Below are 15,887 nucleotides of genomic sequence, written 5' to 3'. Positions count from 1 at the left end.
ACTTTCCTCCGGCGTTTCATCCCGCAATATGCGATTGGTATGGCTTTATGGGGTCACGCAGGGGAAGGCTGCTCACCGATGAGGCAGCACACCTTTCTCCCCTGAACCGATGAATTCCGTTGCACAGAATGGCTGTTGAACACATGGCGCACAGGGCACAACAAGGCATCACTGTCGAGCACTTGGAGGCACCGGCCGCCGCGCGGGCCGAGGAGGCGTTCCGCCGGATCTACGCCGAGGCGTTCGCCGAACCGCCCTACCGCGAGACCGAGGACGACGTCGCGGCGACGTTCCACCGCTTCCGGACGGCGGCCCGGGAGCGCTCCTTCCGGGCCGCCCTCGCCCGTACGCACACGGGCGAGCCCGTCGGCATGGCGCTCGGCCGCCTGCTGGCCGATGGCGGCCAACACGGCTTCGACCTCCTGGAGTTGGCCGTACGCGCACCCTGGCGCGGCCAGGGCATCGCCCGCCGCCTGCACGACGCGGTCGTCGAGAGCACCGGGGCCGAGTACGTACGGCTCAATGTGCACCCGGAAGCCGGGGCGGCGCAGGCCGCCTACCGGGCCTGGGGATACAGGAAGACCGGCCGGGCGCGCCCGGTGGACGGGGCGGAGCTGCACGACACGATGCTGCTCGTCATCCACAAGTGACCTGACGACGCCGGTGCGTTGAGGTCCGCGCGTCACCCCCTCCCCCGGCCCGCCCTCCGCCAGACCACCACCATCCCGATCGCCAGGACGGCCAGGGCCACGACCACGATGACGCCCTTGACGACGTAGTCCATCAGCAAGTGATGCAGGAGCGAGGACGAGTCCGCCGCCGCGACGGTACGGCCGCTCACCGCCGGCCGTCCCCTCGCCGCGACCGGGAGGAATCGCCCTCCAGCCGCCGGGCGGCGGCCCGCGCCGCGGCCCGTACGGCCGGGTCCGCGTAGCGGCGGGCCCGGTCGAGCCCGCCCCGGCGTTTCAGGGTCACGGCGACCGCGAAGGCCACCAGGGCCAGCACCACGATGCCGCCCGCGACCAGGCCGAACCGGAGAAGCATGAGATCGAGATAGCGCTCCACACGAGCCTCCCACCGTTATTTATCACGTGTGTGACACAAACAATTTATCACGGCCGTGATACAACAGGGGCATGCCGAAACTCGTCGACCCCGATGCCCGCCGCCGCGACGTCGTCGACGCCCTCTTCCGGGTCGTCGTGCGCGACGGTCTGCAACGGGCCTCCCTGCGCTCCGTCGCCGACGAAGCCGGGCTCAACATCGGTTCCCTGCGGCACTACTTCGCGAGCCAGCAGGAGTTGATGAACTTCGCGATGCAGTCGATGCTCGACCGCCTCGAAGCCCGGCTGAACCGGCGCCTGGAGCACATCGGCGACCTGGCCGGGCACCACCGCGCGAACCGGCTGCGCCTGGCGGCCGACTTCCTGGCCGAGCTGCTGCCCCTGGACGAGCAGCGGCGCGCGGAGGTCACCGTCTTCCACGACTTCACCGCGGCCGCCCGCACCAACCCGGCCTTCCGGCGCCTCTCACACCGCACCGCGCAGGCCACCAGACGGCTCACCCGCCGCGTCCTGGAGCGCCTCGACGCGACCGAAACCCTGCGCCCCGGGCGGGATCTGGACCTGGAGGCCGAACGCCTGGCGGCACTGCTCGACGGACTCGGCCTCACCGCCGTGCTGCACCCCGATCTCGTCAGCTCCCGGAACTGCGCCGAGGTGCTGCGCGCCCACCTGGACGAACTCTGCGGCCTCGACTGACGGGGGAGCACGCCGCCCACGAGCCTGTGGATGAAGGGGAGTTGAAAGGGCCGCGTGCCATAGACTGCGACCCAGTCATCGGGAAGCTACCGTTCCACGGTGATCAGGCCCTCGGCCGGGATGCCCGTCCCGACGAGGGCCGTCCCGCATGACGCCCCGGCGCCATGGCGCTGCCCGGGTGCTGGCCCTTCCTTCCCCCACCCGCCCCGCCTCTGCCACCATCACCCCCCATGACCGCCCACCCCTCCCCCGCCTACACCCAGATCACCCACCCCCACCACCTCTCCCCCGCCCTCCGCGCCCAGTTGATCGGCTGCTGGGTCGCCGTCAGCAACGCCGGCGGCGCCGTCGTCTCCGACCGTTTCCCGCCCCCGCCCGTCGTCTTCGCGGATGTCGTGCCCGCCGCAGACCACCTCGTCGCCGGGCTCGCCCCCGACCGCAGCCGGCTGCTGCTGGCCACCGTCGGGGAGGCGCTCGCGGGCTGGCTGGTCGTGCACCGGTCGGCGCATCCGTTCATCGCGCACTGGGGGACGCTCAACCACATCCAGACGCACCCCGCCCACCGTCACCGGGGCATCGGTGCCGGACTGGTGCGCCGCGTCGCCCGGCTCGCCCGGGACGAGATGGGTCTGGAACAACTGCACGTGGCCGTACGGGCCGGGCTCGGGCTGGAGGACTTCTACCGGCGGCTGGGCTGGAAGGAGACCGGACGGCGGCCCGGAGCGCTGCGCGTCGCGCCCGGGGACGACCGGGACGAGATCCTCATGATGATCACGCTGTGAAAACCTCGGCAATACCCCTGCCCGCGCCCGCCCCCCGCGCGTAAACCGCGCACTTCTGGAAAGGAACCGTAACGTTTCGACGCTGACAAGCGGTCCGCCGTCACCCCGTACAGGGGACGCTGGGAGGGACACCCGGGATGCACGAGGACCCGTTATATCTGGAGCCGCGGCTGGAACGGCCGTTGGCCGCGCTGCTGGGTGAACGCGCATTCCTGCACACGCTCGTCGGCGCTCTCGGATCGCCGCTGGCCGTCCTGATACCCGGTCAACTCGGCGAGAACGTCGGGCGTTTCCGCGCCGTGTACGGACGCCACCGGCTGACGGGCCGTGTCCTCCTCGCCCACAAGGCGAACGGTGCCCACTGCCTGGTCCGGCACCTCGCCGCCACCGACGCCGCCCTCGACGCCGCCTCCCTGCGCGAGCTCCAGCACGCGCTCGGCTCCGGCTTCGCCCCGGACCGTCTCCTGTGCACCGGCCCCAAGGACCCCGAGTTCCTCTGGCTCGCCGCGCGCACCGGGACCACCGTCCATCTCGACAGCCGGGGCGAGCTGGAGCAACTCACCGCGCTCGTCCGGGAGTACGGCCTGCCCCGGGTCCCCGTCCTGCTGCGGCTCTCCGGCTTCGAGTCCCCCGGGGTGCGCGTACGCTCCCGGCCGAGCCGCTTCGGTACGTACCCCAAGGAGCTGGACGCCCTCCTCGACTCGCTCGAACGCCACCGCGACACCGTCGAGCCCATCGGCACCGCCTACCACCTCGACACCACCAGCCTCGACGAGAAGGCCGTGGCCCTCGAAGGCTGTCTGCTGGCGCTGGACGCCCTGCGGCAGCGCGGATTCCAGCCCCGGGCCGTGGACATCGGCGGCGGCTTCGGCGTCAACTACCTTGCGCACGGCGCCCAGTGGGAGCGCTACACCAGCGCGCTGGCCGAGGCCGTCCTCGGCCGCGGGCAGCCGCTCACCCGGGGAGGCCACGGCTACGGGCTGCGTACGGAGAACGGGGTGCTGCGCGGCACCCTCGGGCTCTACCCCTGCCACCGACCCGTCGCCGGGCCCGCCTATCTGGACGAACTCCTCGCGCGGCCCGCCCCCTTGCTGGGCCGGCCGCTCGGCACCCTGCTGCTGGACAGCCTGTGCGAGCTGTGGACCGAGCCGGGCCGGGCCCTGCTGGACCAGTGCGGGCTCACGCTCGCGCGCGTCCTGGACGTCCGTACCCCTGACACGGGGCCGCCCCTGGTCCGGCTCGCGGCGAAGGCGAGCGACATCGGGCTGGAGGAGCACGGCGTGCTCATGGATCCGGTGCTGGTCCCCCAGGGCGACGGACCGGCCGCCGGGGCACCGGCAGGTGTGCACCTCGTCGGCAGCCTCTGTCTGGAGAGCGACCTCATCACCCGCAGGACCGTCTTCCTGCCCCGGCTCCCCCGCCCCGGGGACCTTCTCGCCTTCGCCAACACGGCGGGATACTGCATGGACTTCCACGCCACCCGCGCCCAGGGGCAGCCGCCCGCGCGCAAGGTCGCCGTGCGGCGCTCCGGCGCGGGCGGCTGGAGCTGGTGTCTCGACGAGAAGTACTGGCCGGTCACGCGTCCGGAGGTGCAGCGGACATGAGGTACGACAGCATCACCGAGGCCATCGGCGACACCCCGCTGGTCCGCATCGACCCTTCCGTGCACGGGCTGCGCAACGTCGACCTGTACGCGAAGCTGGAGATGCTCAACCCCTTCGGTTCGGTCAAGGACCGCGCGGCCTGGCACATGGCCCGGCCCGGTCTGCCGGAGGCCGTACGGCGCGGCGAGACCGTCGTGGAGCTGTCCAGCGGCAACACCGCCAAGGCGCTGGCCCTCATCGCGGGGCTGCACGGGCTGCCGTTCAAGAGCGTCACCAACCGGATGCGGGTGCCGGAGATCAAGGACCTGCTCCTGCTGCTGGGGGCCGAGATCGAGGAACTGCCCGGGCAGAGCGAGTGTCTGGACCCGATGCTCACCGAGGACCCGCTGACCCTCTTCCACCAGGAGCTCACCCGGCCGGGCAGCGCCCATCTGCACACCGACCAGTACTTCAACGCCCGTAACACCCAGGCGCACGCGGAGGGCACCGGGCCGGAGATCGTGGCGGACCTCCAGGGGCGGGCCCCGGACTGGTTCGTGGCGTGCGTGGGCACCGCCGGGTCCTCCACCGGGGTGGCCGCGGTGCTGCGCGAGCACAACCCGGACGTGCGCGTCGTCGGGCTCGTCGCCCGCAAGTCCGAGTTCATCCCCGGCATCCGCAACATCGACGAGGTGCACGAGGTGGGGCTGTTCGACCCCGGCACCTACGACACCATCGAGGCCGTCGGCACCGACGAGGCCATCGACGGCATGCTCGTCCTCGCCCGCCGCTGCGGCATCCTCGCCGGACCCACGGGCGGGGCCGCGTACACGGGCACGGTGCGGCAACTGAGGGCCGTACAGGAGGAGTTGCCGGAGCCGACCACCGCCGTCTTCATCGTCTGCGACCGGGGGGAGAGCTACACCGGGTACGTCCGCCGGCACCGCCCCGAGCTCTTCGACCGGCCGCCCGTGAAGAACTCGGTGGCGACCCTGACCGACACCGAGGTGGAGTCCGCGCCGAGCATCACGCCCCGGGCGGCCCGGGAGTGGCTGGCCACGGCCCGGCCTCTGGTGATCGACCTGCGCAGCCCGTTCGCGTACGCGGCGCTGCACATCGAGGGCTCGCTCAACATCGTGGACGAGCTCTTCGGCGAACTCCTGCGGGGCGGGCTGCCGTTCGGCAAGCGGCAGCCGGTGCTGCTCGCGTGCCCGGTCGGCGACCAGTCGGCCCGGTACGCCGCGCTGCTCACCCGCATGGGCCACCCCGACGCGCGGAGCCTGGCCGGCGGCATCATCGCCTGGCGCGACGCGGGCGCCCCGCTGGTGCGGGACTGACATGGCCGGGCCGCTGGAGGAACTCGCCGCGTGGCAACGGCCGTTGCGCGCCCAGTTCCCGATCATCACGGCGCATCCGGGGCTGGTCTTCCTGGACAGCGCGGCCACCTCGCAGAAGCCGCGGGCGGTCCTGGACGCCGCCTGGTCCTACCTCACCTCCTCCAACGCCAACGCGGGCCGGGGCACCTACCCGTGGGCCAACACCACGACGGCGCTGGTGGAGCGGACCCGGGAGCGGATCAAGGAGTTCCTCGGCGATCCGGCGCCCGGGCGGTCGGCCGTGCACTTCACCGGTGGCACCACCGAGGGGCTGCGGACGATCGCCCGCGACTGGCTGCCGGGCCTGCTCGCCGACGGCGACGAGATCGTCGTCCCGTTCACCGACCACCAGGCCAACCTCGCGCCGTGGCTGGAGGCCCGGGATCTGCTGGCGCGTCAGGGCGTGCGGGTGACGGTCCGTGCGCTGCCGTGCCAGGCCGGGTCCGGTGACTACGATGCGCGGCGGCTCGGCGAACTCGTCGGCCCCCGCACCCGCTTCGTCGCCGTCACGCACGTGCACCACGTCTACGGCGCCGACATGAACGTCCACCGCGTGCGGCGCGCGGTCGGCCCCGAGGTGCCGATCTGTCTGGACGCCGCGCAGAGCGTCGGCCACCTTCCGGTCTCGCTCGCCGAACTCGACGTGGACTTCCTGGTGTTCTCCGGGCACAAGACGCTCGCCCTGCCGGGCACGGGCGCCGTGTGGGCCCGGCAGCAGCGCGGGCCGGCCTTCCGGCCCGGCGGCTGGGACGGCACCCCCAACACCGTCGGCATCGCGAGTCTCGAAGCGGCGCTGGACTGGCTCCAGGAGGCCGGCCCCGACCGCGTCGAGCAGTGGTGCACCGCGCTGGGGGCCCGGCTGACCGACGGGCTGAGCGGGCTGGACGCCTACGAGGTCCTGGGCTGCCGGGCCAGTCTCCCCGCGGGCTCCACGGTGCAGCGGCGCACGAGCATCGTCACCTTCCGGCACCGCGAGATCGGCTCGAACGATCTCGGCTTCATCCTTTTCAGCTACGGCTTCATGGTGCGCTGCGACAGCCACTGCCAGGCCGGGGCGAGCGAGAAGGACAGCTCCGTACGGGTCAGCCTGCACGTCCACAACACCCCCGAGGAGATCGACGCGTTGCTCTCCGTCCTCGCCAGTCTGCAATGATTTTCAACTGGCGGTGCGGGGCCGTCCGCCGGACGGCGAGGGAGGTGCGACGGGATGGCCTTGAGCGCGGCGACCGCGGCGCGGTGGGTCGAGCGCTGGGAGTGCCAGCAGCAGCGGTACGCGGTCGACCGCGAGGAGCGGTTCACCGTGATCGCCGACGTGGTCGAGTACGTGACGGCCGGCCGCACGAGCCCCCTGATCGTCGATCTGGGCTGCGGGCCCGGCTCCCTGGTGGCGCGGCTGGCGGGCCGGCTGCCGGACGCCGAACTGCTGGCCGTGGACGCCGATCCGCTGCTGCTGGAGCTGGGCCGCACCCACTACGCGCACGCCGCCCGCTACGTCGAGGCCGTCATCGGGGCGCCCGGCTGGCTCGACCGGCTCGCCCTGGACCGCCCGCTGGACGCGGCCGTCTCCACGACGGCCCTGCACTATCTGGGCGAACCCGCCCTGCGCCGGGTCTACGGCCAGCTCGCCGCCCGGCTGCGGCCCGGCGGCGTCCTCATCAACGGCGACCACCTCCACCAGGGCACCCCGCGGCTCTCCGACATCGCGGCCGCCGTCGGCCGCCGCCGCGCCGAGCGGCTGCGGGCCTACCGGCACGAGGACTGGGACTCCTGGTGGGCGGCGGTCGCCTGCGACCCGGAGCTGACCGCCCTGCTCGCCGCCCGCCGCCGCTGCTCCCTGCCGGCGGGCGAGGACTGCCATCCGACGCTGACCGAGCACACGGCGCTGCTGCGCGCGGCGGGCTTCCAACACGTGGGCCCGGTCTGGCAGTTCGGCAACAGCCACGTCCTGGTCGCGGTGCGTTAGCGGGACTTCGTCGGGCGTGCCGGTCCGGCCTGTCCGCCGGCCGCCCAGACGAGCAGGCCGCAGGCCGCGAAGCCGGCGCCGAGGAGGCTGGAGCCCGCCCAGCCGTGCGCGGCGTGGACGGCGGTGGTCGCGGCCGCGCCGAGCGCGGAGCCGAGCGAGTAGAAGACCATGTAGCCGCCGATGACGCTGCTGAGGCGCTCGGGGTGCGCGGAGGTGAGCATGTGCTGGTTGCTCACGTGCACGGCCTGGACCGCGAAGTCGAGGGCGACGATGCCGATGACGAGGAGCCACAGCGCCCACGTCAGCTGCCCGATCGCCGCCCACGAGGCGATCAGCAGGACGAGCGCAAAGCCGCTGACCGGGGCCGCCCGTCCCGCGTCCGCCCACCGGCCGGCGCGTGCCGCGCCCAGCGCACCGGCGAGACCGGCGATGCCGAAGAGACCGATCTGGCTCTCGGTCAGGTGCCACGGCGCGTCCGCCAGCGGCAGGGCCACGCCGCTCCACAGCGTCCCGAACGACGCGAACAGGAAGAACGTGACGATCCCTCGCGTCAGGAAGAGGCGCTCCGTGAACAGTCCGCCGAGCGAGCCGAGGGTGTGCCGGTAGCCCGGAGCGGGGTGTCCCCCGGGCCGCTCGTCCGGCGGCAGTACGGCGAGGACGAGGGCCGCGAGCCCGACGGACAGGGCCGCGAGCACGGCGTAGACGCTCCGCCAGCTCCACACGTCGGCGAGGGCGCCGGTGACGACGCGCGCGCCGAGGATGCCGATCACGACACCCGAGGTCACGACACCGATGGTCCGTCCGCGTTCGGCGGGCGGCGAGACCGACGCGGCGTAGGCCACCGTGGTCTGCACCACGACCGCGAACACCCCGGCCACCGCGAGCCCCAGGAACGCCGTCCACGCAGCCGATGCGACGGCTGTCAGCGCCGTGCCCGCCGCTGTGGCCGCCAGGTGCACGGCGATGAGCCGGCGTCTGTCGGCCACCACGTCACCGAGCGGCACCAGCAGCAACAGGCCCGCGATGTAGCCGAACTGGCCGGTCGAGACGATCCATCCGGAGAGGTCCGGCGACAGGCCGAGGTCGTGTCCCATGGGCTCCAGCACCGGCTGCGCGGCATAGATGCTCGCCACCGCGACCCCGCACACCACCGCGAGCAGCAGACGCCGCCACCCGTTCATCACGCCCCACCCCAAATCAGTAGCAGATCGCAACCGTTTTGACGCTACGGCATGATGGTTTCAATCCGCAACCCATCGGGAGGTGTCAATGCCGCGTTCCACCGCGAGCGCCCCGAACTCCGAATGGACCGACCCCGACTGCCCCGTCGCCCGTACGCTCGACCTCGTCGGCGACCGGTGGAGCCTGCTCGTCGTGCGCGACGCGATGGACGGGGCACGGTCGTTCACCGAGTTCCGGCGACGCACCGGCATCGCCCGCAACATCCTCACGGACCGGCTCCGCAAGCTCACCGCTCACGGGCTCCTCGCCCAGCGCACCGCACCCTCGGGCCGCCGCCAGGAATACGTGCTCACCGACGCGGGCCGCGACCTCTTCGCGGTCATCCTCACCCTGCGCCAGTGGGGGGAGCGGCACGCCTTCTCCCCCGGCGAGGCCCACTCCACCCTGGTCGACCGGCACGGCACCCCCGTGCCCGCCGTCGCACCGGCCGGCGCCGACGGCACCCTCCTCGACGCCGACTCCACCCACGTCCAAAGACCCCTGTAGAACCGGGAAATCCAGGAAATCCGGGAAATCCTCCGGGAGAAAAGCAATCGGCCACGGTGCGCAGAGCTGCGCACCGTGGCCGATGTGGGGCCGGGTGACCGGGGGTCAGATGAGGCCGAGGCCGCGGACGGCCTCGCGCTCCTCCACCAGCTCCTGGACGGAGGCGTCGATACGGGTACGCGAGAACTCGTTGATCTCCAGACCCTTCACGATCTCGTACTTCCCGTCCTTGACGGTGACCGGGAAGGAGGAGATGAGGCCCTCGGGCACCCCGTAGGAGCCGTCGGAGGGGATGCCCATGGAGGTCCAGTCGCCCTCGGCGGTGCCGTTGACCCAGGTGTGGACGTGGTCGATGGCGGCGTTCGCGGCGGAGGCGGCCGAGGAGGCGCCGCGGGCCTCGATGATGGCGGCGCCGCGCTTGGCGACGGTCGGGATGAAGGTGTCGGCCAGCCACGCCTCGTCGTTCACCGTCTCGGCGGCGTTCTTGCCGGCGACCTCCGCGTGGAAGATGTCCGGGTACTGGGTCGCGGAGTGGTTGCCCCAGATCGTCAGCCTGCGGATCTCGGAGACGGCCACGCCGGTCTTCCGCGCGAGCTGCGAGACGGCGCGGTTGTGGTCGAGGCGGGTCATCGCGGTGAAGCGCTCGCGCGGCACGTCCGGCGCGGCGGCCTGGGCGATCAGGGCGTTGGTGTTGGCCGGGTTGCCGACCACCAGGACCTTGATGTCGTCAGCGGCGTGGTCGTTGATGGCCCTGCCCTGCGGCTTGAAGATGCCGCCGTTGGCCTCCAGCAGGTCACCGCGCTCCATGCCCTTGGTGCGGGGACGGGCACCCACCAGCAGCGCGACGTTCGCGCCCGCGAAGGCCACGTTGGGGTCGTCGGTGATGTCGATGCCGCGCAGCAGCGGGAACGCGCAGTCGTCGAGCTCCATCGCCGTGCCCTCGGCGGCCTTCAGCCCCTGCGGGATCTCCAGGAGCCGCAGCTTGACCGGCACGTCCGCGCCGAGGAGCTGACCGGAGGCGATGCGGAAGAGCAGCGCGTAGCCGATCTGACCGGCAGCGCCGGTGACGGTGACATTGACGGGAGTGCGGGTCATGGCGATCTCCTGCTGCGAACCGGTGTGGGTGTCCCTGCCCAGAGTGGGGATCTCCGCCGGTGTGCTGGAGACCCGGCGTCAGGCTATCCGACCGCGCTCCGCGTGAGCGGCCGCCCCCGTGTGGGACGCCTCACCGTCGGCCCGCCACGGGGTACGCGCCGTGCGCGCGGGACGCCCGGGGTGTAAGGGTGCGCCGGTACGCCCGGGGCTTCCGCGCCCAACGGGCCGGTACGGGCCTCCTGGGGCAGCCAACTCCCGTGCCGGCCCGGCGGGATGCCCCGGAACGCACCCCTCCCGCCCGGCTCACGGACCCCGCCCGATACCCGCCCGATAACGCCTCGGCAAAGCCTTGCATGCCGCCCCGGATCGCGGGCAAACGGTCCCCACCACCCCCCACGGGTGCACCACCGGGCGGCTGTTCGCGTTCCCCCTCCACCGTGCGAGCAGCCGCCCCCGGTGGGTACCGCCGCGCTCATCCCGCCGCCGTGCAGCCCTTCACGCCCGACGTCAGCGTCGCGCACGCCTTCGCCTCGCCGGGGCCGGCGACCGCGACCATGGGGGTGTAACCGTCGGCCGCGCGGGCCACCTTGCCGGACTCGGTACGGGCCGGCTCACCGGCCTTCGCGACGGCGCTTATCCGCACGGTGTCCCCCGGGACGGCCTTCGTTATCCGCGCCCAGGCCGCCCCGCACACGGCGCTGTAGCGGACCTCTATGCGGGCCGTGCCCACCGTGGCGGTCCGCGCCGTCGACGCCTGCGCGCCGCAGCCCGTCGTCTGCGGGTCCCTGCCCGTGCAGGCGGCGCCGGCGCAGCGGGCGTCGGCCGGGGCGGCCGACGCGCTCGCGGCGGAGGAGGACGGTCCGGGGCCGGATGCGGGCGGGGCGGCCGGCTGCGGGGCCGCGCCCGGCGAGGAGTCGTCATCGCCCGAGCCGAGCAGCAGCACCGCCGCGAGGATCACCAGCGCGGCACCCACGGCGCTCAGGACGAACAGGGTGATACGGCTGCGCGAGGTGTGTCCCCGCTCGTCGGGGATGGCGCGGTCGCGGAGATCGGGCGACTGCGCCGGGCCTCTGGGCACCAGGGCCCCCGCCTGCGCCCCCGCTGCCCCGGGCCGCTCCGCCGCCCGTATCTCCTCGGTGTCCGCGTGCGTGCGCGGGGCCCCGGGGTGCGGCGCGGCCGTCACCGGCTCCCGGGGGGCGGGCGCGCGGACGACCCCCAGCGCGGCCCGCGCCTCGGCGACCCGGACCGACTCCATCGTCACGTCGTGCCGCAGTTCCGAGCGGCTCCAGGCCCGTTCGGCCAGCTCCCACAAGGTGCCGAGGTGACCGACGTCGGTGCCGGTCACCTCGGCCAGGGCCTCCGCCGCACCCAGCGGCGGCAGCAGTCTGCCGCCCAGATAGCGCTCCCACGAGGTCTTGCTGTAGCCGGTGCGGTCCGCGACGGCGCCCAGGCTCAGGCCACTGCCCTCGACGATCCTGCGCAGCTGTTCGGTGAACTCGCGGACCTCCGGGTCGAGTTCGTCCGGTAGCGCCCTCCAGCGAGAACGAGGCATTGCACTCCCCTGTCCCCCGATACGTGCGGTGGTCTGCCCGTGCCGTGTTGCCGTGCCGCCGGGCGCCCCTTCCCGCAGCCCGGTGCTACCCAGAAGGGATGCCCCACCCCAGCATGGCAGTTCCCGGTGACGGGGCGCACGGTGGCATTGGGGTCGATCGCCGATCAGTATGCGCCCTGGTCACTTCCGGCGCACTCCCCGATACCGGATGGTGACCCGGCCCCGCTTCCCCGCGCCCTCAGACCGAGGCCGCCCGCTTCCTGCCCAGGTTCTCGTCCACGGCCGCGAGGAACTGCTCGGTCGTCAGCCAGGACCGGTCGGGGCCGGTCAACTGCGCCAGGTCCCTGGTCATTTGACCGCCCTCGACGGTCTCGACGCAGGTCTGCTCAAGTGTGCGCGCGAAAGCGGTGACCTCCGGAGTGCCGTCGAGGGCGCCCCGGTGCGCGAGCGCGCGCGTCCAGGCGAACAGTGATCCGACCGGGTCGGTGGCGGCGGCCCCGCCCTGCTGGTATTGGCGGTAGTGCCGGGTGACCGTGCCGTGCCCGGCCTCCGCGAGGAGGGTGCGGCCGTCGGCCGTCAGCAGGACCGAGGTCATCAGGCCCGGCGAGCCGAAACCCTGCGCGACGATGCCCGAGAAGACGTCGGCGTCGTGGCTCCTGCAGGCCCACACGAAGCCGCCGGGCCGCTTGAACACCTCCCGCGCCATGGCGTCGGCGCCGCAGTGCTCGTAGACCAGCCCGGCCCGCTCGAAGTCCGCCTGGAACTCGGCGTCGTAGACCTCCTGGAAGAGCGCCTTGCAGCGGCCGTCGTACTTCTTGAGGGAGACGTTCTTCGTGGAGAGGTGGACCGGGCAGCCGCGTTCCAGCCCGTAGCGGAAGGCCGTGCGCGCGAAATCGCGGACCGAGGCGTCCAGGTCGTACGTCGCGAGGGCGACGCCGGGGCCCGGGAAGTCGTACACCTCCAGTTCGACGGGCTCCGCGCCGTCCTTGGGGGTGAACGCCAGGGTCAGCGTGCCCTCTCCTGGCACCCGCAGCTCCGTCGCGCGGTCGCCGCAGGCGTGCCGGGCGATGACGACCGGTTCGGTCCAGCCGGGGACCGGGCGCGGCAGACCGGGGACGACGACCGGCTCGCGGAAGAGCACGCCGCCGAGGATCCCGCGGATCGTGAGGTTCGGCGAACGGTACATCGCCTTGAGGCCGAACTCCTCGACCCGGGCCTCGTCCGGCGTGATCGTCGGGCACTTCACGCCGGCGCCGCGTCTGCCGACGGCGTGCGCGGCGTCGACCGTGACCCGGTCGCCGGTGGCGTCCCGGTTCTCGATCCCGAGGTCGAAGTACTCCAGCTCGACGTCGAGATACGGCAGGATGAGCGTCTCCTTGACGGCCCGCCAGACGATGCGGGCCATCTCGTCGCCGTCGAGCTCGACGACGGGCGCGGCTACCGTGATCCTGTTGGTCTTGGCCATGGCGTGGTACGTCCCTCTCGCGCGCGGGGCAGGACGGGAACTCTCGCCCTCAACATAGCCCCGGCCCACGCCGCCGGCCGTGAGTGACGTACGGGCCGTACGGGCCCCGGCGGGGGCGGCTGCCGGGGCACGTCCGTCCCCTCCGGCGCCGCCCCGGCTACCGGCCCACGCCGAAGTGCAGGACCTCGTCCAGGAACGGCAGCTTCAGCCAGGGGTGCGGCTGCGTCATCAGCGACAGCAGCACGATGGCCGCGCCCAGCCCGCCGTACGTGATCACGTCGGTGAACCGGGAACGGACGGCCAGCATGCCCACCGACGGCAGCGCCCAGCGCAGCACCGCGGCCCCGACGAGCGCGAGCCCGATGATCAGCGTCCCGGCGCGGGGGGCGCCGAGAGCGACGGTCAGCAGCCCCGCGCCGGTCACCGCGAGCACGGTCAGCAACGGCCACTGCCGGGCCGGCGCCGGGGCACCCCCGGGCGCCGCCCGCCCGCCGCCCTCGGGCCGCGCGGTGTCCTGGGTGAACTTCGGGGGCCGCCGCGACCTCGCGGAGCGGGCCTCCCGGGCGTTCCGGGGCTCCCCGGAACCGGGCGCCCGGCCGGCGGAGGCCTTCGGGGAGGCCGGCTCTCCGCGCGAGCCCTTGCCGGAAGCCTGCCGCCGCGCGGAGGCGTCCCCGGACGAGCCTGCCGTGCCCATACCCGCGCCCGCGCCCCGGGAGGGCTTCTCAGGGCCGCCGACGGGCTCCGCGGCCGCGCCCGGCTTCCGCCCCGGCCCCTCGCCGGACGGCGAAGTACGGCCGGCGGCCGTACCGTTGCCGGACGGCCGCTCGCCCGACGCGCCCCCGCCCGAAGGCGAGCCCGCGCCCGATTCAGCCCGCATCGCCGATTCCGGCGGCGCGCTCCGCGGCCTCGACGACATTGACGAGCAGCAGGGCCCGCGTCATCGGGCCGACGCCGCCCGGGTTCGGGGAGATCCAGGCGGCCACCTCGGCGACGCCCGGGTGCACATCGCCGACGATCTTGCCGTTCTCGTCGCGCGAGACGCCCACGTCCAGTACGGCCGCGCCCGGCTTGACGTCCTCCGGCTTGACCAGGTGCGGCACGCCCGCGGCGGCGACGACGATGTCGGCCTGGCGCAGCTGCGCCGACAGGTCCCGGGTGCCGGTGTGGCACAGCGTCACGGTCGCGTTCTCCGACTTGCGGGTCAGCAGCAGACCGATCGAACGGCCCACGGTCACCCCGCGCCCGACGACCACGACGTGCGCCCCGTTGATCTCCACGTCGTGGCGGCGCAGCAGCTCGATGATGCCGTGCGGGGTGCACGGCAGCGGGGCGGGCTCGTTGAGCACGAGCCGGCCCAGGCTCATCGGGTGCAGGCCGTCCGCGTCCTTCGCGGGGTCCATCAGCTGCAGCACACGGTTGGTGTCGATGCCCTTGGGGAGCGGGAGTTGGACGATGTAACCGGTGCACTCGGGGTTGTCGTTCAGCTCGCGGACGACCGCCTCGATCTCCTCCTGCGTGGCGGTGCCGGGCAGTTCACGCTGGATCGAGGCGATGCCGACCTCGGCGCAGTCGCGGTGCTTGCCCGCGACGTACCACTTGCTGCCGGGGTCGTCGCCGACGAGGAGGGTGCCCAGGCCGGGCCGGACCCCCTTCGCCTTCAGCGCCTCCACACGGGCGGTGAGTTCGGACTTGATCGCTGCGGCGGTGGCCTTGCCATCGAGAATCTGGGCGGTCATACCCCCATCCTCCCGGATCCGGCGGCCAGGGTTCCAATCCGGGAGGATCCACGCGCCCTTATGCATCGCTCACAGAGGTATCAGCTGGACAAAAACGGAAGGCCCGATCACGATGATCCGCGTGCCGCGGGCGAAGCGGGGGGCGAGCCGCCGACACCACTGCTCCTCCGGACGTCCGCGTCGTCCCCGCACGTCATCAACGGAGGAACTCCCACAACCATGAGCTTCGGCGACCAGAACAACCCCTACGGGCAGCCCCAGCAGCCCGCTCCCGGCTACGGCTACCCGCAGCAGGGCGCCGCCCCGGGCCAGCCGTACGCCCCCTACCCGCAGGCCCAGGCCGGCTACCACGCCCCCTACGGCGCACCGCTCGCGCCGCTGGAGATGCCGGGCTCCGCGAAGACGGCCCGCGTCATGCTGTACGTCATCGCCGGTCTGCACGTGATCATCGCAGGTCTGTGCTTCTCGATGGTCGCGGTCTTCAAAAAGGCCGCGGAGGAGACCAACGGCGAGACGTTCACCAACCGGAACGGTGAGACGGTCGACGCGGACACAATCTTCAACACCAGCAAGGGCGTCGTGGGCTTCCTCGCCGTACTGGCCCTGGTCTTCGCCGTCCTCGGCATCGTGCTCGCCGTCCGCTACGCCAAGGGCGGCAACGGCGTCCGCATCGGCTCGATCGTCTACGCGTCCTTCGGCATCATCAGCGGCTTCGCCACGGTCGCCGTGTTCGGCCTGGGCCTGGCCACCCTCGTCCTGTCGATCCTCGTGATCGTCTTCGCGGCCAAGCAGCCCACCACGCAGTGGTTCCGCCGCCCGCGCCACTGAGCGCGGCGGAGCCGGAGGC

At 72.9% G+C, this 15,887-nt stretch carries 17 protein-coding genes; 9 read left to right on the top strand and 8 right to left on the bottom strand.

Features of this window, described 5'->3' with window-relative positions; translation table 11 throughout:
* The first annotated feature begins 128 nt into the window (after positions 1 to 128).
* Positions 129 to 650, top strand: coding sequence for a GNAT family N-acetyltransferase (locus ACFP1Z_RS27460; RefSeq protein ID WP_390320328.1), 522 nt, complete (start codon positions 129 to 131; stop codon positions 648 to 650).
* 32 nt (positions 651 to 682) lie between these two features.
* On the opposite strand, the gene ACFP1Z_RS27455 is transcribed toward ACFP1Z_RS27460, so the two are convergent.
* On the bottom strand, positions 683 to 841 hold the full coding sequence (locus tag ACFP1Z_RS27455; protein WP_390320327.1) for a hypothetical protein: 159 nt from the start codon (positions 839 to 841) through the stop codon (positions 683 to 685).
* Complete coding sequence (locus ACFP1Z_RS27450) at positions 838 to 1,065, bottom strand: hypothetical protein (protein ID WP_390320326.1); 228 nt, start codon at positions 1,063 to 1,065, stop codon at positions 838 to 840. Before ACFP1Z_RS27450 ends, ACFP1Z_RS27455 begins: the two co-directional genes overlap by 4 nt.
* 71 nt (positions 1,066 to 1,136) lie before the next feature.
* Here ACFP1Z_RS27450 and ACFP1Z_RS27445 point away from each other — a divergent pair, with 71 nt between their 5' ends.
* From ACFP1Z_RS27445 to ACFP1Z_RS27420, 6 genes are all read left to right on the top strand, one after another.
* On the top strand, positions 1,137 to 1,760 hold the full coding sequence (locus ACFP1Z_RS27445) for a TetR/AcrR family transcriptional regulator (protein ID WP_390320325.1): 624 nt from the start codon (positions 1,137 to 1,139) through the stop codon (positions 1,758 to 1,760).
* Positions 1,761 to 1,990: 230 nt separating this feature from the next.
* The gene (locus ACFP1Z_RS27440) at positions 1,991 to 2,542 is read left to right on the top strand and encodes a GNAT family N-acetyltransferase (protein ID WP_390320324.1); all 552 of its coding nucleotides are present in this window, start codon (positions 1,991 to 1,993) and stop codon (positions 2,540 to 2,542) included.
* Between the two features lie 137 nt (positions 2,543 to 2,679).
* Positions 2,680 to 4,146, top strand: a complete 1,467-nt coding sequence (locus ACFP1Z_RS27435; RefSeq protein ID WP_390320323.1) for a type III PLP-dependent enzyme domain-containing protein — start codon at positions 2,680 to 2,682, stop codon at positions 4,144 to 4,146.
* Entirely contained in the window at positions 4,143 to 5,462 is a 1,320-nt protein-coding gene (locus ACFP1Z_RS27430; protein ID WP_390320322.1) for a pyridoxal-phosphate dependent enzyme, read from the top strand. Before ACFP1Z_RS27435 ends, ACFP1Z_RS27430 begins: the two co-directional genes overlap by 4 nt.
* Position 5,463: 1 nt before the next feature.
* Positions 5,464 to 6,654, top strand: a complete 1,191-nt coding sequence (locus ACFP1Z_RS27425) for an aminotransferase class V-fold PLP-dependent enzyme (RefSeq protein ID WP_390320321.1) — start codon at positions 5,464 to 5,466, stop codon at positions 6,652 to 6,654.
* 54 nt (positions 6,655 to 6,708) lie between these two features.
* Positions 6,709 to 7,464, top strand: coding sequence for a class I SAM-dependent methyltransferase (locus ACFP1Z_RS27420; protein ID WP_390320320.1), 756 nt, complete (start codon positions 6,709 to 6,711; stop codon positions 7,462 to 7,464).
* Here the strand turns inward: ACFP1Z_RS27420 and ACFP1Z_RS27415 are convergent.
* Positions 7,461 to 8,645: an MFS transporter gene (locus ACFP1Z_RS27415; protein ID WP_390320319.1), complete on the bottom strand. Its 1,185-nt coding sequence runs from the start codon at positions 8,643 to 8,645 to the stop codon at positions 7,461 to 7,463. The genes ACFP1Z_RS27420 and ACFP1Z_RS27415 overlap by 4 nt on opposite strands.
* 88 nt (positions 8,646 to 8,733) lie before the next feature.
* On the opposite strand from ACFP1Z_RS27415, the gene ACFP1Z_RS27410 reads away from it, so the two are divergent.
* Positions 8,734 to 9,192, top strand: coding sequence for a winged helix-turn-helix transcriptional regulator (locus ACFP1Z_RS27410; RefSeq protein WP_390320318.1), 459 nt, complete (start codon positions 8,734 to 8,736; stop codon positions 9,190 to 9,192).
* Between the two features lie 105 nt (positions 9,193 to 9,297).
* Here ACFP1Z_RS27410 and ACFP1Z_RS27405 read toward each other — a convergent pair whose 3' ends face one another.
* The 5 genes from ACFP1Z_RS27405 to ACFP1Z_RS27385 all read right to left on the bottom strand — a co-directional run bounded on the left by ACFP1Z_RS27405 (position 9,298) and on the right by ACFP1Z_RS27385 (position 15,040).
* Positions 9,298 to 10,287: a malate dehydrogenase gene (locus ACFP1Z_RS27405; RefSeq protein ID WP_390320317.1), complete on the bottom strand. Its 990-nt coding sequence runs from the start codon at positions 10,285 to 10,287 to the stop codon at positions 9,298 to 9,300.
* A 472-nt stretch (positions 10,288 to 10,759) separates the two neighbouring features.
* Entirely contained in the window at positions 10,760 to 11,839 is a 1,080-nt protein-coding gene (locus ACFP1Z_RS27400) for an XRE family transcriptional regulator (RefSeq protein ID WP_390320316.1), read from the bottom strand.
* 238 nt (positions 11,840 to 12,077) lie between these two features.
* Positions 12,078 to 13,304, bottom strand: a complete 1,227-nt coding sequence (locus tag ACFP1Z_RS27395) for an NADP-dependent isocitrate dehydrogenase (RefSeq protein ID WP_390320315.1) — start codon at positions 13,302 to 13,304, stop codon at positions 12,078 to 12,080.
* 157 nt (positions 13,305 to 13,461) lie between these two features.
* On the bottom strand, positions 13,462 to 14,181 hold the full coding sequence (locus ACFP1Z_RS27390) for a DUF3017 domain-containing protein (protein ID WP_390320314.1): 720 nt from the start codon (positions 14,179 to 14,181) through the stop codon (positions 13,462 to 13,464).
* Positions 14,171 to 15,040 (bottom strand): bifunctional methylenetetrahydrofolate dehydrogenase/methenyltetrahydrofolate cyclohydrolase, encoded by an 870-nt coding sequence (locus ACFP1Z_RS27385; protein ID WP_390320313.1) that lies wholly within the window; start codon positions 15,038 to 15,040, stop codon positions 14,171 to 14,173. The genes ACFP1Z_RS27390 and ACFP1Z_RS27385 overlap by 11 nt, the downstream gene beginning before the upstream one ends.
* Before the next feature lie 219 nt (positions 15,041 to 15,259).
* On the opposite strand from ACFP1Z_RS27385, the gene ACFP1Z_RS27380 reads away from it, so the two are divergent.
* Positions 15,260 to 15,868, top strand: coding sequence for a hypothetical protein (locus tag ACFP1Z_RS27380; RefSeq protein WP_390320312.1), 609 nt, complete (start codon positions 15,260 to 15,262; stop codon positions 15,866 to 15,868).
* Positions 15,869 to 15,887 lie beyond the last annotated feature (19 nt).

Origin of the sequence: Streptomyces gamaensis (genome assembly GCF_042656465.1) — a bacterium.
In the GTDB taxonomy this organism is placed as follows: Bacteria; Actinomycetota; Actinomycetes; order Streptomycetales; family Streptomycetaceae; genus Streptomyces; species Streptomyces gamaensis.
Note: the sequence above shows the minus strand (reverse complement) of the source record. Positions and strands in the feature narration are given on the sequence as shown.

Coding starts and splice junctions, on each gene's coding strand:
- ACFP1Z_RS27460 (WP_390320328.1), top strand. CDS start 129: ATGGCTGTTGAACACATGGCGCACAGGGCACAACAAGGCATCACTGTC.
- ACFP1Z_RS27445 (WP_390320325.1), top strand. CDS start 1,137: ATGCCGAAACTCGTCGACCCCGATGCCCGCCGCCGCGACGTCGTCGAC.
- ACFP1Z_RS27440 (WP_390320324.1), top strand. CDS start 1,991: ATGACCGCCCACCCCTCCCCCGCCTACACCCAGATCACCCACCCCCAC.
- ACFP1Z_RS27435 (WP_390320323.1), top strand. CDS start 2,680: ATGCACGAGGACCCGTTATATCTGGAGCCGCGGCTGGAACGGCCGTTG.
- ACFP1Z_RS27430 (WP_390320322.1), top strand. CDS start 4,143: ATGAGGTACGACAGCATCACCGAGGCCATCGGCGACACCCCGCTGGTC.
- ACFP1Z_RS27425 (WP_390320321.1), top strand. CDS start 5,464: ATGGCCGGGCCGCTGGAGGAACTCGCCGCGTGGCAACGGCCGTTGCGC.
- ACFP1Z_RS27420 (WP_390320320.1), top strand. CDS start 6,709: ATGGCCTTGAGCGCGGCGACCGCGGCGCGGTGGGTCGAGCGCTGGGAG.
- ACFP1Z_RS27415 (WP_390320319.1), bottom strand. CDS start 8,645: ATGAACGGGTGGCGGCGTCTGCTGCTCGCGGTGGTGTGCGGGGTCGCG.
- ACFP1Z_RS27410 (WP_390320318.1), top strand. CDS start 8,734: ATGCCGCGTTCCACCGCGAGCGCCCCGAACTCCGAATGGACCGACCCC.
- ACFP1Z_RS27405 (WP_390320317.1), bottom strand. CDS start 10,287: ATGACCCGCACTCCCGTCAATGTCACCGTCACCGGCGCTGCCGGTCAG.
- ACFP1Z_RS27400 (WP_390320316.1), bottom strand. CDS start 11,839: ATGCCTCGTTCTCGCTGGAGGGCGCTACCGGACGAACTCGACCCGGAG.
- ACFP1Z_RS27395 (WP_390320315.1), bottom strand. CDS start 13,304: ATGGCCAAGACCAACAGGATCACGGTAGCCGCGCCCGTCGTCGAGCTC.
- ACFP1Z_RS27390 (WP_390320314.1), bottom strand. CDS start 14,181: ATGCGGGCTGAATCGGGCGCGGGCTCGCCTTCGGGCGGGGGCGCGTCG.
- ACFP1Z_RS27385 (WP_390320313.1), bottom strand. CDS start 15,040: ATGACCGCCCAGATTCTCGATGGCAAGGCCACCGCCGCAGCGATCAAG.
- ACFP1Z_RS27380 (WP_390320312.1), top strand. CDS start 15,260: ATGAGCTTCGGCGACCAGAACAACCCCTACGGGCAGCCCCAGCAGCCC.